The 15,559-nt window shown below is 47.0% G+C and carries 14 protein-coding genes; 7 read left to right on the top strand and 7 right to left on the bottom strand.

The annotated features are described in order from the left end of the window. The first annotated feature begins 35 nt into the window (after nt 1–35). Nucleotides 36–1,019, top strand: coding sequence for a zinc-binding dehydrogenase (locus tag R7V76_RS06080; RefSeq protein ID WP_318091597.1), 984 nt, complete (start codon nt 36–38; stop codon nt 1,017–1,019). A gap of 113 nt (nt 1,020–1,132) precedes the next feature. On the opposite strand, the gene R7V76_RS06075 is transcribed toward R7V76_RS06080, so the two are convergent. Continuing rightward, entirely contained in the window at nt 1,133–2,320 is a 1,188-nt protein-coding gene (locus R7V76_RS06075; protein ID WP_318091596.1) for a class I SAM-dependent rRNA methyltransferase, read from the bottom strand. A 342-nt stretch (nt 2,321–2,662) separates the two neighbouring features. On the opposite strand from R7V76_RS06075, the gene R7V76_RS06070 reads away from it, so the two are divergent. After that, the gene (locus R7V76_RS06070; RefSeq protein ID WP_114596704.1) at nt 2,663–3,070 is read left to right on the top strand and encodes a (deoxy)nucleoside triphosphate pyrophosphohydrolase; all 408 of its coding nucleotides are present in this window, start codon (nt 2,663–2,665) and stop codon (nt 3,068–3,070) included. Here the strand turns inward: R7V76_RS06070 and R7V76_RS06065 are convergent. The 5 genes from R7V76_RS06065 to R7V76_RS06045 form a co-directional block, all read right to left on the bottom strand. Then, the gene (locus tag R7V76_RS06065; protein WP_318091594.1) at nt 3,045–6,203 is read right to left on the bottom strand and encodes a DUF3427 domain-containing protein; all 3,159 of its coding nucleotides are present in this window, start codon (nt 6,201–6,203) and stop codon (nt 3,045–3,047) included. The two genes, R7V76_RS06070 and R7V76_RS06065, sit on opposite strands and share 26 nt — an antisense overlap. Before the next feature lie 144 nt (nt 6,204–6,347). Further along, nucleotides 6,348–6,794 carry an OsmC family protein gene (locus R7V76_RS06060; protein WP_290828048.1) on the bottom strand — a complete coding sequence of 149 codons (447 nt, stop codon included), beginning with the start codon at nt 6,792–6,794 and terminating at the stop codon, nt 6,348–6,350. 105 nt (nt 6,795–6,899) lie between these two features. After that, nucleotides 6,900–7,832 (bottom strand): aldo/keto reductase, encoded by a 933-nt coding sequence (locus R7V76_RS06055; RefSeq protein WP_290828050.1) that lies wholly within the window; start codon nt 7,830–7,832, stop codon nt 6,900–6,902. Between the two features lie 12 nt (nt 7,833–7,844). Then, nucleotides 7,845–8,735: an aldo/keto reductase gene (locus R7V76_RS06050; protein ID WP_251136010.1), complete on the bottom strand. Its 891-nt coding sequence runs from the start codon at nt 8,733–8,735 to the stop codon at nt 7,845–7,847. 94 nt (nt 8,736–8,829) lie between these two features. After that, complete coding sequence (locus R7V76_RS06045) at nt 8,830–9,315, bottom strand: cupin domain-containing protein (protein WP_318091593.1); 486 nt, start codon at nt 9,313–9,315, stop codon at nt 8,830–8,832. A gap of 144 nt (nt 9,316–9,459) precedes the next feature. Here R7V76_RS06045 and R7V76_RS06040 point away from each other — a divergent pair, with 144 nt between their 5' ends. The 3 genes from R7V76_RS06040 (at nt 9,460) to R7V76_RS06030 (ending at nt 12,245) form a co-directional block, all read left to right on the top strand. Continuing rightward, entirely contained in the window at nt 9,460–9,741 is a 282-nt protein-coding gene (locus tag R7V76_RS06040) for a putative quinol monooxygenase (RefSeq protein WP_318091592.1), read from the top strand. A 165-nt stretch (nt 9,742–9,906) separates the two neighbouring features. Further along, on the top strand, nt 9,907–11,313 hold the full coding sequence (locus R7V76_RS06035) for a YfcC family protein (RefSeq protein ID WP_318091591.1): 1,407 nt from the start codon (nt 9,907–9,909) through the stop codon (nt 11,311–11,313). Between the two features lie 110 nt (nt 11,314–11,423). After that, entirely contained in the window at nt 11,424–12,245 is an 822-nt protein-coding gene (locus R7V76_RS06030) for a DUF1028 domain-containing protein (RefSeq protein ID WP_214767236.1), read from the top strand. A gap of 47 nt (nt 12,246–12,292) precedes the next feature. Here R7V76_RS06030 and R7V76_RS06025 read toward each other — a convergent pair whose 3' ends face one another. Continuing rightward, nucleotides 12,293–13,930: a glycosyl hydrolase family 28-related protein gene (locus tag R7V76_RS06025; RefSeq protein WP_318091590.1), complete on the bottom strand. Its 1,638-nt coding sequence runs from the start codon at nt 13,928–13,930 to the stop codon at nt 12,293–12,295. A 146-nt stretch (nt 13,931–14,076) separates the two neighbouring features. On the opposite strand from R7V76_RS06025, the gene R7V76_RS06020 reads away from it, so the two are divergent. Both R7V76_RS06020 and R7V76_RS06015 read left to right on the top strand, forming a co-directional pair. Continuing rightward, the gene (locus R7V76_RS06020; RefSeq protein WP_318091589.1) at nt 14,077–14,835 is read left to right on the top strand and encodes a hypothetical protein; all 759 of its coding nucleotides are present in this window, start codon (nt 14,077–14,079) and stop codon (nt 14,833–14,835) included. A 66-nt stretch (nt 14,836–14,901) separates the two neighbouring features. Then, the gene (locus tag R7V76_RS06015) at nt 14,902–15,408 is read left to right on the top strand and encodes a hypothetical protein (RefSeq protein WP_318091588.1); all 507 of its coding nucleotides are present in this window, start codon (nt 14,902–14,904) and stop codon (nt 15,406–15,408) included. Nucleotides 15,409–15,559: the final 151 nt, after the last annotated feature.

The following is a 15,559-nucleotide window of genomic DNA, read 5'->3' as shown; positions in this document are numbered from 1 at the left end:
CAAGATAAGCTGATTTGAAAAAAGGGGGATTTTTTATGAAAGCATATGTCGTGGAACAGTATGGAAAAGACGCTGCGTTAACAGAAAAAGACGTCACACTCGAACAATTAGGAAAATATGATTTGAAAATTATCGTGGAAGGAACGAGCTTGAATCCACTGGATACCAAAATGTTTTTTGGTCATGTGGCGGCAGCTCCTGTAACTGGAATTCTCCAGGGAGATGTGACGGGGACGATCATTGAAATCGGAGAGAGTGTGACGTCTTTTTCTATCGGCGATCACGTCATCGCATTTGGCGGCGGACTCGGTAACCGGTCCGGAGCACTGGCAGATCAAATGTTGGTTCCGGAACAGATGGCTGTACTCAGACCGGAGAATCTGGACATTGCTACAGCAGGTTGTCTGCCGGTCATCAGTCTGACAGCAATGGAAGTGTTGAAGGAGCGGGCAGCCGTTCATCCGGGGATGCGCTTGTATGTAGCAGGTGGGACGGGGGGAGTCGGTCACCTTGTCGGACAATTGGCTAAACATTATGGATGTGACGTGACAGCGAGTGCTTCAAGTGATGAGAAGGCAACGTGGTTAGAAGAACACGGTATTCGCCCGCACCGGTACCGGGATGAGTCAGCCGAACAATTATTAGCGCGTCTTGGTCATGATGGATTCGATGTCATCGTTGATACCGTCGGCGGAGGTCATTTGCAGGAGTCGTTCATCCTGGCGAAGGAACGCGGGAAAATTATTTCAATCGCCACCCGGACGACACAGGATTTGACACCGATGCACAGTAAAGCACTGACGCTCGAAGCCGTCTTTGTTGCTCTTCCATTACTGAAAGGGAAAAAGGAAGAAATGGTACGTCAACAGCAGCATCTGGCGGAAGTCGCACAACTCGTCGCGGATGGAGTCATCGATCTTGTGATCGAAGAGCAGGTGCCGCGTCAGCTTGATGCATTGAATGCGGCCTATCAAACCTTTGATCAGCGGTCACATTTCGGAAAGATAAGTGTCCTTTAAAGGGAAGCTCATTTTCCTAAGAATAATGATTCGATATTCATTTTACTTTTCCTTTTAATCCCAAAAAAATTCTGCTGATGGTTTTTTCATCAGCAGAATTGTTAATTATATGATTATTTACGCCGGACCAAGACGGATTTTGAAGCTACTTCTTTTAAAGAAGCATGTTCCGGGAAGTCTTCTAAAGGAGTGCTTTCCCAAACGATTTCATACGTTTGACGTAACTTTTTAAATGCTTGATCGACCATCTTCATAAAGCGGGCTTGGTCGAATAAGGGACAGTCTGTCGTAATCAGCAATAAACCGCCGCGATGTGTCATGTGGATCGTTTGTTGAATCAAAGCAGTTAAATCGACTTCTGCCCGGAAATGACGGGCTTGTGTTTTGACGAATGTCGGCGGATGCACGATGACGAAATCAAAGCGTGTTTTTTTGTCGGCTTGATCGATATAGTCAAACGCGTCCTGCACGAGAATGGTCTGTGTTGCGGGATCGAGTTGATGTAGCTCGAGTTGTTCGATTGTCTTATTACGGCTCCGGGTCGAGAAATCGACACTCGTTGTTTCAGTCGCACCACCGAGCAACGCCGAGGCGGTCAACGTACCGGTATCAGAAAACAGATTTAGGACACATCGGTCTGCGGCATGTTCTTTGACGATCGAACGGAGCTGGCGCTGCTGGATATCGAGTCCGGTGCGCATACCGGCATCCAAATGGTACAGCAGAGGGATTCCGTTTTCCTGCAGGACTTCCGGGAAATCACCGCGTTCACCGGCTAAGAAATCGTCGCCTTTGACGGGTTGTCCATCAATCTGGAAAGCCCGTTTTTCGTAAATACTCTTAAAATGAATAAGGGATTCAAGGGCAGACATGATATCAGATTTAAAAGAATAGATCCCTTCGTTTTCAAACGTAATCAGATAATGGTGATCAAAACAATCGATTGTCAGGCCGCCGATTCCGTCTCCTGAACCGTTAAAGACCCGGAACGTATCAATCAAATCACTCTCAAAAAAATCATTTCGACGATCGAGGGCAACCTCGATTTTTTCTTTGAAGAAGGTTTCGTCGATGTCTTGCAGTTCATCAGTCGTCAGTAACCAACCGATCCCTTTTTCCTGCTTGCCAAAATAACCCGTCGCAAGGTATTCTTTATCTTCTGTTGTCAACCGGAGCAAGGCACCGGCTTCTTTAAGATGGTTGGTCTTTTGGAACAGTTCTTTATACAGAAGCGGTTGTCCGTCTTTGATTTGTTCGATGGCTGTCGCTTTGACGACAACCGGATAGATTTCACGTGGCACACGATTTCCTCATTTCTAATTGTGGATAAGTAGTAAAAGTATAGCATATGGAAAGTTATCCACATGTGGATAATTTGAATAAAAAAAGATTGACCCAAATAGCTGTTAGTGTGTGGATAACTTTTGTAAAAAAAGAATCGCTTCTTTTCCATGCGCTTTCCTCAGGCGAGACATAAGCCAGAATTCTCGATTCCATGGAATCGAGAATCGGGTCTTATTTGTCTCTGACAGCGCAGATTCCTGCGCTTTTTCCTGTAGGAGTCGCATGAAAGAAGTGATCCTTTTTCACGAGTTGTAGTTTAGGATAGACATAAATGATTGATTAAAGAGAGGATGAACAGCATGTCAAAAAAGACAATTTCCGTTGTAGGTGCAGTAGTGACTAATTCAAAAAACGAAATTCTGTGTGCTCTTCGCAGTCCTGTCATGTCATTACCGAACCTTTGGGAGTTTCCGGGTGGAAAAATCGAACCGGGTGAACGTCCTGAAGAGTCTCTTTACCGCGAAATTCAGGAAGAGTTAAATTGTACGATTCAAGTAGGCAATCACATTGAAACGACACGGTATGAATATGAAAAAGTGATTGTTGAGTTATCGACTTTTCAATCAAGGATTGTATCGGGTGCACCGGAAGCACTGGAACATGCCGAATTACGCTGGGTACCCGTCAAACAGTTAAATTCTTTGAACTGGGCGCCGGCTGATGTGCCAGCTGTTGAAAAAATTATGAAAGCTTTTTCCACGAAATAAATTCTTCGCTAGTTAAAGGTTCTTTTAAAATCCATTCAACATTAATCGGTTTAGATCCGTGACTGTGTTTATGAATCAGTTCACCGAAGTACGTAAACGGTAAGGACCGGCCTTGTTCTTTTTCAGCCTTGCGGATAAACAGATGAATCTTGATTCCGCGTGCTTCGTGGTGGCGGTACAACTCTCCTGCTTTTCCGTTAGCTGTAGCAATACTTTGGGATTGCCAATGGAAATGATCTTTATCAATAAAGTAGTCTTGATAATTCAACTGATCTTCAATCGATTCATTTTTGTGTAAATTCACGAATAATACATAATCGTCTCCGGCTTGTGCGACTCCTTCACGCCATGAGCCTTCCTGGCTTGGAGATTGTAATAATCGTTGGATGACAGAACGACTGTATGTCATTCTCGAAATCAGCGATTGAGAGCTAGTCAACCAGTTTTCGCCTCCGGAAAGTTGCTCAAATGAGTGGAGACCAGCTTGAATCAGCTCCTGCAAATAGTCGACTAACTCTGGTGACGATGCTAAAACCCGGGTCATCTCTTCCGAGAAGGCATATTCACTAGCGGCAGATTCAACGAGCAAAATAATCCGATCGTGTTTTAAAGAAGTAGACCAGCGATTAAACAAATGCTGAATCAAAGGCAAACGATGTGTTGAGGCTTCCGGTGAAACGGCAAAGCGGGTTGCGGTCGATTGAATGACATCATCAGCGGAAATGCTTTGCTGGGTGAGCAACAATTGAATCATCAATAAGCTGAACGGTTCGCGGATCGGGAACCAACTTTCGATATGTTGAAGAACACGTCGTGTATCCGGATTAAGCAACAAAGCCACTTCTTCATCGGTTGCTACTTTTTCCAGTTGTTTTAATCGCAGGACACTTTTCCATTGTTGAATAATCGTTTCAATGGCCGGTGCATCCGGATGTGTCACCAAATCGTTTAGTGATGGCGTGTCGCCAATCATAGTTATCAGACGCTGGTAGCTTTCACGTAACTGTTTACTGGCCGAAAACTCGATTTTTTTCATTTGTTCAATGATAAAGGACTCTGTCACACGATCCAAAATTGCCAAGGAACCTTCAGGCAAAATCGGGAAATGGTTTTGAACCGCGTTTGCGACATGATAACGGTCAATCGAATGGAAAGATTGTTGGCCGGATAACACAAGCGGTGCCACAAAAGCGCGTTGACTGTTGCCGATAAAGTCTAAAATGGTGACGTACTCTTTTGATTCATGTTTCCGTAGACCGCGACCGAGTTGCTGGATAAAAATCGTCGGCGATTCCGTAGGACGTAAAAACAGCATGACGTTGATTTTAGGGATATCGACACCTTCATTGAAAAGATCAACGGTAAAGATAAACGATAGCGGATCCCGGTCATCTTCCAGCCGTTGAATGGCGTATTCCCGTTCTGCTTCCGTTTGTTTACTTGTGATAGCCAATGACTCGATCTGGTGCTTGTTAAACTCAGCAGCCATGTATTCGGCATGATCAATATTGACACAAAAACCAAGACCAACTTGATTTGCGCCGCTGTGACCAAACTTAGTCATCATCTCAAGAATATACTCTGTTCGAGATGAACGTTCGAGTGCTTCCACTAAATCTTTTTCAATGTATAACCCGTTTTTTTGTGGAATGGCTTCATAATCAATCGCTTCATCATCTTGAATACCAAAGTAATGGAACGGTGTTAATAAGTCTTGGGCCAGAGCATCATATAATCGAATTTCATACGCGATATTGTGGTCGACCAACTTAAAGATGTTGAGACCGTCCATTCGTTCCGGCGTTGCCGTAATTCCGAGTAAAAACTGCGGTGTAAAGTAGTTGAGAATTTTTTGATACGATTCTGAAGCGGCATGATGGAACTCATCAATGATGATGTAATCAAATGTGTTTGGATCGAACTGCTCCAAATGAATTTCTTTTGAAAACGTTTGGATTGTCGCAAAGATAAATTGTTTATCAAGATCTTTTTGATTTGCTTGATAACGACCAAAAGTAGCATCGCCATCTGTGAAAATCTTTTTGAATGTTTCTTCAGCTTGAGATAACAGTTTTCCACGATGGGCAACGAATAGAACACGTTTGGCATCAAACTGTTTCACATCAAAGGCAGCCAAATAAGTTTTTCCTGTTCCCGTTGCTGCGATGACCATGGCTTTTGTTTGTTGTTTTAACCGTAAACGGTGTAATTGTTCCAAAGCCGGAAGCTGCATCTCATTTGGCTGAATTACTTCGTATTCAACAAGCGGTTCTGCAACGCGGTCATTGACGATAAACTGTTTGATTTTCGGAGAGTCTAAATGGTGTTGTTCATATTGATCTAAAATTGCTGAAGTGCAGGGAATGGCTTCGTTACTGCTCCAGAGATTATTAAAAAGAGTTTGCGCTTGAGAAACTAAAGACGTGAGAGGAGAATGGGGAATTCGAACATTCCACTCCAGTCCGTTGGTTAAAGCAGACTTTGATAAATTGGATGAACCGATAATCGCACTATGTAAATTAGTTTCCCGCGTAAATAAGTAAGCTTTTGGATGGAAAGCCTGATTTTTTTTAATCGGTTCGTAAATTTTAATCTCGATATTTTTAAATTGCATCAGGGTACGCAATGCCTTGGCTTCTGTAATGTTCATATAAAATGAAGTTAAAATACGAATCGGTTTTTGGATGCGTTCCGCTTCTTGAAGTGAGGGGACCAATGCCTGAATCCCGGAATGGCGTGTAAAGCTGACCATCCAGTCGGCGGATTGGGCTGTTGATAATTCATCGATCAAGTGATGCAACAGTTTTTCCTGATTTTCCTGTCCCGGTGCAATTAAATCCCATGCTCTTAATGATTTTTCATAATATACAGATGTCGTAGTAGGAGATGTTAATTCACGATGCAAGGGCGCAACCAAAAGCGGCTCATCTAATGCAGAGAGCCAACGGTTTGTGGTTTCAATCATTTCCCCGGTCAGTTGATTGCGTTGAAGTTCAACAATCGATTTATAGAAGAGCTCATTTAAGTGTGTCAGTAATTCGGCGGTATAATCTGCCGGTTGAATCGGAGAGCTTTTTTCAAAAGGATGAGATTCAGTGTTTTGACTGCGTAATTTTTCTTGAAACGATGACATCTGATGACCTCCAGTAAATTCCAAACTAAGTTCAGTATACGAAGGAACTGAAAATTGTGCAGCAAGAATCTAATCAAAAGTAAAAGACCTCATTTCAATAAAGAAATGAAGTCGTACTGTATCAGCATACATCGAAAAGAATCCTCAGGCTTCCAACTCCACGACCGCCTCTAACGAAACCTTCACATTACCGGCCAATGCCCGCGTAATCATACACGATCCTTCTGCTTTTTCAGCCAGACGGCGTGCTTTTGTCAGGTTCGCTTCGGTGGTCTCTGCCGGCAGAATCAGTGTCGGGCGGTGAACGATCGCATCATACGTAAAGACACCGTTCGTGACGTCGACGATTCCTTCCGATTCCATCGTCAGTGACACTTTCGGAATGTCATTCCGTTCCAGCATCGCAGCAAGTGTGATGATGTAACAGGTTGCTGCCGCGCCAAGTAACATTTCGTCCGGATTGGTACCGACACCGGGACCGTCCATTGCGTCCGGAATCGAAATCTTCGTTTTTAATTCGCCGGTCTCGATTTGTCCGACGTCATTGCGGTTGCCGGGCCAGTCCGCTGTCAGGTGAAAATGATGTTTCATAGTAATCGCCTCCTGTTTCTTTATCATACGAGCCTTCCCGAAGATTTTCGCTTAATCTGCTCAAAGCAACACCACGCCATGTCCTTCTGGCGTGGTGTTTTGGTCTCAGCTGAAGATTTGATCGATTTGACGAATTTCGTCTTCCGTTAGTTCGACATCGAGTGTCCGGATTGTATCCGTGACCTGTTCGGCCCGTTTCGCCCCCGGAATGATGGCATCGATGCCGTCCTGTGCCAAATACCAGGCGAGGACGATATGCGCGACTTCGGCATCTTTTGCCTCTGCAATCGGGCGCAACAAGTCGACTTTTGCCAGATTATCTTTAAAGACATCTTCCTGGAACAGTGGATCATTTTTCCGAAGATCATCAAATTTCGTTTCGGCATCATATTTTCCGGCAAGCAGACCGGCAGCAAGCGGGAAGTACGGTACGAATGAAATGCCATGTTCGCGGATATACGGTAAAATCTCTTTTTCGGCGTCACGTTTAAATAGATTGTACTCGCCTTGATAGACGTCGACATGACCGTCCTTATTGGCTTCTTTTAATTGCTCGAGCGAGAAGTTTGAGACACCGATTGCCCGGATTTTCCCTTCTGCTTTCAGCTCAGCAAGCGCCGCGACGGCTTCATCTTTTGGTGTATCTTCATCCGGGAAGTGAATGTAATACAAATCGATGTAATCTGTCCGCAGACGTTTCAGACTGTCTTCGACCGCTTGTTTCAAAAATTCGGGTGAGTTGTTCATGACAACTTTTCCGTCAACCAGTTGGTGGGCTCCTTTTGTCGCGAGAATGACTTCTTCACGTTCCACGGTTTCGCTCCACACTTCGCCGACCAATTCTTCCGAACGTTCCGGACCATAAATATAAGCCGTGTCGAGGAAGTTAATGCCGTTCATCAAAGCGACACGGACGAGATCACGACCGGCTTGCTCATCGAGGTTCGGGTACAGGTTGTGTCCACCGACCGCATTCGTTCCGAGACCGATTGGATTGACCGTTAAATTGGATTTTCCAAGTTTGACTGATTTGTTCATGACTGTTCCTCCTTAAACGATATCAAGTGGTTCTTTTTTAGTGGGTGCCGGGAATGCTTCATCGAGCGCTGCATATTCTTCGTCCGTTAACTCAACTAGCGCTGCTTTTCCGTTTTCTTCGACATGCTTAGCCTGTCCGGCTTTCGGGATCGCGATGACATCGCCGCTGCGAATCGCCCAGGCCAGTAGAATTTGTGCCGGTTTGACACCGTGTTCTTCTGCAAGACGTTCGACGGTCGGATGATCCAGCAGTTGTTCCCGTAAATCGCCGCCTTCCGCGAGCGGGCAGTACGCCATGACAGGAATTCCGTGTTGTTTTAACAGCGGCATCAATTCGTATTCGATGCCGCGTGAACCGAGATGATACAGCACCTGGTTGACGGCACACTGGTCGCCGTTACGAAGTGACAACAGTTCCTTCATATCGGAGACGTCAAAGTTTGAGACTCCCCAGCGACGGATTTTACCTTCTGCTTTTAACTGCTCGAGCCCGTCGACCGTTTCCTGAAGCGGAATGCTGCCGCGCCAGTGCAAGAGGTAGAGATCAAGGTAATCCGTTCCGAGATTTTTGAGCGACTGTTCGCATGCAGCCCGTAATTTTTCGCCACCGGCATTATGCGGGTAGACTTTCGAGACGAGAAACACATCGTCACGCCGTTCTTTCAGTACCTCGCGAATCAGTTGTTCGGAAGCTCCTTCCCCGTACATTTCCGCTGTATCGATCAATTCCATCCCACTGTCGAGTCCGACATGCAACGCTTCGATTTCAGCTTGGCGTTTACTTTGATCTTCTCCCATCCGCCATGTTCCTTGACCAAGTGCCCGGACATGTGTCTGATCCGGAAGCGTGACGGTCTTTTGTTTCAGTGCCGCCAGTATGACGGTCCGTTCTGTCTCATTCATCTCAATTCCTCCTTTAAAAAGCACAATAGTAGGGTTTACCACTGATGTAACAGAAAAAAACGTCTGCTTTCCGATTAAAGGAAAGCAGACGCCATTACCAGTGCTCGAGTAACGGTCCATGTTGGCCATAAACAGGATCTGTCTCGGGACGTTCAACCTGGGCAATCCGCTTCAGGTTATCCGGTCGTTCACACGGATCACCGGTTAAGGTATCGTAGTCCTGTCCCTTAGGATAGGCACCAACGACTTGAAACTTCCGGCTTGTGTGTAAAGCCCTGTGGCCCGTACCGGCAGGAAGGATAACGACATCGCCGGCCGTCAACGTAAAGGTTTTTCCGAGCGGTCCGCCTAATTGAATGCTCGCATGTCCTTCGAGAATACCGATGACTTCGTGGGCGACACTGTGATAATGGTGAAAATCAAAAATCCCGTCCACCCAGCTGTTCTGCCAGTTGTGGGTATGAAACGTCTCTTCAATAGAAGAAGGATCTTCAAAAACATGTCGATAAATAAGTACAGGTAAATTAGGATTGTTGGGGATTTCGCCGTCATCCTCAAAATAAAAAGTCTCGACGTTCATAAAATGAACTCCTCTCTGATGTAAAAATGATACATTTTTTTACCCGAAATATAACTTCCTTAATCGTCCAAGCATCTTAATGGAGAATGGGAAAGGAAGGTGCTACGATACTTGAGTTAATGAAATTTTAGAGGAGGCTTTCCAATGATCGCCATTGAAGCAAAATTAGAAGTACAACCAGTAAAACGTCAAGAGTTTTTAGAAGCTACTAAAACGTTGATCGAAGGATCACGCTTGGAAGCGGGCAATATCAGCTATGACCTGTTCCAAAGCACGGAAGATGAAAATGTCTTCATGATGATTGAAAAATGGGAAGATCAGGCAGCAATCGAATCCCATAACACGAGCGCACATTTCGGGCAGTTCGTGGCATTTGCACAAACAGCGCTTGCGAAACCGCTTGATGTTCAATCATTTAACGCGTAAATTACATCCGAAAAACCTGACTGCGGTCGGGTTTTTTTGTTTTTCTCATTGATTTAATATATTACAAAAAAATTAAATGACGAAATAGACTGTTATTTTTTCCATAAATAGGGCATTATCTTTGAAGAGACTTAAAAAATTAAAGGTATGTCAGGAGGCAAATGGATGAATGAACGAAAACCACAGGCAGATGCTTCGGAGCGCTCCTTCTTCAAGATGCCTCACACGTACGCGATTATCATGGGAATTTTACTGATTGCAGTCATCTTGACGTATACATTACCGGCCGGTCAGTTTGACCGCGAAAAGCAGGACGGACAAACGGTCGTCATTGATGGGACGTATCGTGCAGTTGAATCTGCACCCGTCAATTTCTTCGGTTTGTTTGAAGCCATTCCAAAAGGGATGGAGGCAGGTGCCGCCATTATCTTTTACATCTTTTTGGTCGGTGGTGTGTTTGGAATCATCCGGCAAACGGGCGCGATTGAATCCGGCATCAATCAATTAATTAATCGGTTCGGTCAAAAAGGGCATATCATGATCCCGATGACGATGTTCGTCTTTTCCGTTGCCGGTGCGACAATCGGAATGGCGGAAGAAACCATTATCTTCGTCCCGATCGGCATCATGTTGGCACGTGCCCTTGGTTACGATGCGATGACGGGTGCGGCGATTGTCAGTCTCGGAGCCGCCGTCGGTTTTGCCGGAGGTATGCTGAACCCATTTACGGTCGGCGTCGCGCAGTCAATTGCGGAAGTGCCGCTGTTCAGTGGACTCGGTTACCGGACGGCAGTTTATCTTGTCTTTTTGGTCGTGACGATTCTGTATGTCATGAACTATGCACAAAAGGTCAAAAAAAATCCGGAACAGAGTCTGGTACATGATCTGGAGAAACATCGAAAAGAAGAGACAGCAACAACTTTTTCTCGATTTTCGAAAAAACACCTGTTTGTTTTGGTTGTGCTTGTTGGCGGAATCACCCTAAACGTCATCGGTATCTTTGAGTGGGGTTGGTATTTGACGGAACTGACGGCTTCGTTCCTGATTATCGGCTTACTCGCAGGAATCGTGACGATGGGCGTCAATCGGACATTCGAAAGTTTAATCGACGGAGCCAAGGCCGTTACGTTTGGTGCCTTGATCGTCGGTTTTGCCCGGGCAATCGTCGTCATTTTAGAAGATGGGCGGGTCATTGATACCGTGATTTACGGTTTGTCGAATGCCGTTGGTCAGTTACCGACGTCCCTTGCCGTAATCGGGATGTACGTCGTCCAGTTGATTACGAACTTCTTTATCCCGTCCGGAAGCGGTCAGGCGGCAACGACGATGCCTATCATGGCGCCGCTTGCTGACTTGCTCGGTATTGAGCGGCAAGTCGCAGTACTCGCTTTTCAGTACGGTGACGGTTTGACGAATATGATTTTCCCAACGAGTGCGCACTTGATGGCGTTCCTGGCGATTGCGGGTATTCCGTACGAAAAATGGTTACGATTCGTCTGGAAACTGTTTGCGATCTGGATTGTCCTGGCATGTGGTGCATTACTGCTTGCAGTCGTCCTCGGAATTCAATAAGTACGTTTTAAACCTTTCGTTCGAAATGAACGGAAGGTTTTTCACATGCAGGAAACGGGAATTCCTACGACGAACGGATACGTATGACAATCAAGGGGGATTTTAGACAGATGACATATTCAATCGTTGGGTATTGTGAAAAAGAACAGGCTTGGGGTGTAGCGGTTCAATCTAAATTTTTAGCAGTTGGCAGTGCCGTACCGTTTGCGAAAGCCGGTGTTGGCGCAATTGCGACACAATCGTTTGCGAATACAGCCTATGGACCGGAAGGGTTGCGAATGATTGAAGAAGGTAAGTCGGCGGACGAAGTATTGAAACGCTTGACGGAAGCGGATGAAGGACGGGCCGATCGCCAAGTCGGAATCGTGGATGCATCGGGTAAGAGCGCGACGTTCACAGGTGACGGATGCAACGACTGGGCCGGCGGTATCGCGGGAAAGCACTTTGCGGCACAGGGAAATATCCTGGTTGATGGGAATACGGTCAAGGAGATGGCCCGGGTGTTCGAGACGACGGAAGGACCGCTCGCAGAACGGTTACTGCGCGCGCTCGCAGCCGGGCAGGCGGCAGGCGGAGACTCGCGGGGCATGCAGTCGGCAGCACTGTTAGTCGTCAAAGAAGGTGGCGGTTACGGTGGATTTAATGATCGTTACATTGATCTGCGCGTCGATGATCACGCGAGTCCGATCCAGGAACTGGAACGGATTTATCAGTTGCATACACTCTATTTACAACCAAGTAAGCCGGAAGAAATCAAACCGATTGATGATGCGCTCGAATCGGAGTTGATGGATAAGCTGCTTGAACTCGGGTACCGCGGCTCGTTTGCGGAAGCGTTCCGGACGTATCTGCATACGGAAAACTTCGAGATGCGGGAACAGACGGATCGGTCGATTGATACACGCGTTCTTGCCTATCTTCGGGCACAATGAAAATAAGGCTGTTTCGACTTTTGTCGAAGCAGCCTTATTTTAGTGGATTAGCCTGATGTAGCATGCGTCCGGACCGGTACTTTGTAGCCGGTCGCAATAAACCGTTCCAGTTCCGGCTCGGATTTGGCGTTCAGACCGACTGTTCCGTCCCCTTTAATGGCGACATTCGCCAGACGGATCCGCTCGATGTTCGGACCGATCGTGATGCCGTGTTTGGCCGAATCTTCAATCCGGACATCAATCAGCCGGACGTCTTCTGCCCGGTTGTCTCCGCCGAAGATCTGGATATCCGTTTTTGCCTGACGGAAGCCGCTCATCTTGACCTGACTCAATGTGACGTTTCGGGCTTTGTATTGAATCCCGATGACCGGCTGTTCCTGATAATCATAATACGGATCACCGAGGACCGTGAAATCGTGAATGACGACATTTCGATAGGCAGAGACGATAAGAGCCCGTGGCTTCGAGTTTTGATACAGCGGCGTATATTGCGGTGTCTGGGCAATCAGCCGGGTCGCAATGATGTTGTATGCCGTTTGGGACGTCGGATCCGTCGCTTGATGATGACCGATATGACGGAAGTTAAATGACCGGTGATCATCGACAGACAGATGCCCGACGATTTTAACGGTCGATGCGGCAGATGACGTCGCGTGCGCCTTGATTTCAAGACCGCCGAAGCAGCGGGTCGTCGCATTGTTAAATAACCAGACATCCCGGGAACCGTCATCAATCTCAATCCCGTTTGAGTTCGAGAAGCCGGCTGCATGGGCACGACCGCTCGGGTCATGCATGAAACAGTTCGAGATGAACAGATGGTCACTGTGATGGGTCGTAATCCCGTCGTCACCAAATCCGGATCCCGTCAGACCGTCGAACCAGATGAACGAACTGCTGAGATTGGCCCGTGCCCCGTCACCGTTATAGTTGTAGTACGGAGTTGAAATATCAAAGCAGTGTAGTCCCGGATTGACCGCATCGACGTCAAAGACCCACCCGTACGTCACGTGCGCATAGGTCAAGCAACTCGAATGATTGCCCCACGTGCTACTTTTTTTGGCGTCGCCGATCCGCTCGATGTTCCAATCCAGCGTCATCCGTTCGACGAGCAGGTGATGGTTACCGAGTAAGTAATTTTGATTCGTAATCAAACGGCGTCCTTTCGGTGCCGCGTCATGCAGTTTTAAAATCGTCTGTCCTTTTCCGTCCCCGGTCAAAATCGTATAACTCGGCAGGCGGATGCCGCGGACGAGATACGTGCCGGTCGGGACATGAACTTGGCGGTGTCCGTCCGCGAGTGCTTCCTTAAAAGCGAGCGTATCGTCGGTCACGCCGTCACCGACCGCCCCATAGTCCTTGACATCGACTTTTTCGACGTTACTGATCAATTGCTCGAATTCATACGTCAGCCGTCCGAACCAGCTGGGCCGGATTTCATCCTGTTCACTGACGAACGCTTTTGTCAACGGAAGGATATGTTTATCCCGATCCGTCAAAAAGAGCGGCGAAATCAAGGACCGGAGATACCGGCTCGGATGAGGTGTGCGGCGCGGCGCGACGAATGAACTGTCTTTCATCAATTGCTCCGCCCGGAAGACGGCCTCTTGATTTGATTTTGTTTCTGTATATTCTGCAATCAATTGTCCGTTTTGATATGGATCATGTGTATGATCTAAGTTCAACATACTTGAAACCCCTCTCTAAAAATCACTTCTTTCCTTTTCCCGTCCCACTCTGGATTCAAGCTCTTTTCTGTAAAAAACAAAAAATTCCGATAATTAGGGTTGGACTCGTATATAATGGATAAAAATGACATTAACGAGGTGAGGACATGCGTTTTCGAAGTCGATTGCTTATTTTGATAGGTATGGTCATTTTAGGACTGGGTATTATCAAACCGTTGGCTGAGGCAGGGTACAGTGCTGTGCAAAAAGTCGAAGTGTTTCCGGGTGGCGGTCAGCAGCCGAGTTGTGTAAGCAACTGTGAATCTGAACCGTTGACGTTTTGGTGGTCGTACTTGTTTAAGAAAAAGGAACTATTGCCTGGAAAAGTCGGATATGGATATAAAACAGATGAAAAAGGAAAGGGCGGAAAGCCAAGGAAAGAAAAGATCATTTTACTAGGATTTCATCCATTCTCAAAAGGTCAAGGCGAAGAAGACGAGAGCGGTTTTCCGTATCTGCTGGTCGCAACTGGTCTTGCCGGGGTGATCTTACTGATTCTGATCGGCCGGCGTTTCCGGAAACGGAAGAAGTGGGACTCTACTGAAGATGAGGGAATCCCGCGTCCAGTTCGAACCAAAAAACATTCCGCAGAAGTGAATCTAGAAGACGAACTGCCGCCTTTACCGGTCGAACAGGTCCGGCAACAGGTTGTCCTGTTTAATCGTCACCTCCCGCAAAAACTGAAACGCCGGGAAACGGAGTCGTTCCGGGAATGGTTTGCCCGAATCGGTTTTCAGCCGTCACCTGAATTGCAACAGCTGTACGAGACGGTCCGCTATGATCCGAACCAATCGCCTGATGTGACAAAAACGGTACTGACCGACATCGAGCAAGACTTTTCCGCTTATCTCGGACAATTGAAGTGAAACTTTTCCGACCGGTAAGGCGTACTGGTTAGAAGAACGGTATCAAGAAACGGGGGGACTGAAGAGATGTACTTAGCAGATGCTGTGAAACTGAAAAGTATCTTACGGAAACAGCTCGAACAGCTGGTCGAAGAAGTGGACCGGATTGCATTTGTTGATCTTGAAAAAGGTGAGGCTTTGCCGACTGGTCAAGACCGTACATTACTGGATGTCGAGTCAGCGATGGATGAAGTCCGACGGGATATGCGGACACTCGACCGGTTAGTGTACGCAGCGAACTTGTCGACGATGATCGAGACGACGGAAGGTGAAATGCCGCTCGTGGAAGCGATTGAACTGGCGACGCAGCTCCGGGCGAAAGCAACTCAGTTCCAGGAACTTGCGGCCCGTCCGAAACGCGAATTCCAGTATGGATTCGAAGGAACGACGGTCATCCGGCATGCCTTGTATGATCCGGATGCGTACCGGATCAAAGCGCAGGAAATCGAGCGCTCGGCGCACCGGGTTTCCAATGCAATCAATGCCGCCAATTACCGGACAGAGATTGATTTTGACGGGACACGTTATATGTAAGCCTTGATCAGGTGAGACTCCTGATCAAGGACGGCGCTTTGACACAAACCTCTTCCAATCGGGAATCTCGACGGCCACGGCACACCCATGACCACGGACCGATGACATGTTTACCTGTCACTCGTGACTACCTGCGGAAAACCAGTTTCCT

Source organism: Exiguobacterium artemiae (assembly GCF_033342815.1).
Classification (GTDB): Bacteria; Bacillota; Bacilli; order Exiguobacteriales; family Exiguobacteriaceae; genus Exiguobacterium_A; species Exiguobacterium_A artemiae_A.
This window is presented reverse-complemented; position numbering and strand designations above follow the sequence as displayed.

What these genes read in the sequence shown, in the direction of transcription:
- R7V76_RS06080 (WP_318091597.1), top strand. Translation starts at nt 36, where the DNA reads ATGAAAGCATATGTCGTGGAACAGTATGGAAAAGACGCTGCGTTAACA.
- R7V76_RS06070 (WP_114596704.1), top strand. Translation starts at nt 2,663, where the DNA reads ATGTCAAAAAAGACAATTTCCGTTGTAGGTGCAGTAGTGACTAATTCA.
- R7V76_RS06065 (WP_318091594.1), bottom strand. Translation starts at nt 6,203, where the DNA reads ATGTCATCGTTTCAAGAAAAATTACGCAGTCAAAACACTGAATCTCAT.
- R7V76_RS06060 (WP_290828048.1), bottom strand. Translation starts at nt 6,794, where the DNA reads ATGAAACATCATTTTCACCTGACAGCGGACTGGCCCGGCAACCGCAAT.
- R7V76_RS06055 (WP_290828050.1), bottom strand. Translation starts at nt 7,832, where the DNA reads ATGAACAAATCAGTCAAACTTGGAAAATCCAATTTAACGGTCAATCCA.
- R7V76_RS06050 (WP_251136010.1), bottom strand. Translation starts at nt 8,735, where the DNA reads ATGAATGAGACAGAACGGACCGTCATACTGGCGGCACTGAAACAAAAG.
- R7V76_RS06045 (WP_318091593.1), bottom strand. Translation starts at nt 9,315, where the DNA reads ATGAACGTCGAGACTTTTTATTTTGAGGATGACGGCGAAATCCCCAAC.
- R7V76_RS06040 (WP_318091592.1), top strand. Translation starts at nt 9,460, where the DNA reads ATGATCGCCATTGAAGCAAAATTAGAAGTACAACCAGTAAAACGTCAA.
- R7V76_RS06035 (WP_318091591.1), top strand. Translation starts at nt 9,907, where the DNA reads ATGAATGAACGAAAACCACAGGCAGATGCTTCGGAGCGCTCCTTCTTC.
- R7V76_RS06030 (WP_214767236.1), top strand. Translation starts at nt 11,424, where the DNA reads ATGACATATTCAATCGTTGGGTATTGTGAAAAAGAACAGGCTTGGGGT.
- R7V76_RS06025 (WP_318091590.1), bottom strand. Translation starts at nt 13,930, where the DNA reads ATGTTGAACTTAGATCATACACATGATCCATATCAAAACGGACAATTG.
- R7V76_RS06020 (WP_318091589.1), top strand. Translation starts at nt 14,077, where the DNA reads ATGCGTTTTCGAAGTCGATTGCTTATTTTGATAGGTATGGTCATTTTA.
- R7V76_RS06015 (WP_318091588.1), top strand. Translation starts at nt 14,902, where the DNA reads ATGTACTTAGCAGATGCTGTGAAACTGAAAAGTATCTTACGGAAACAG.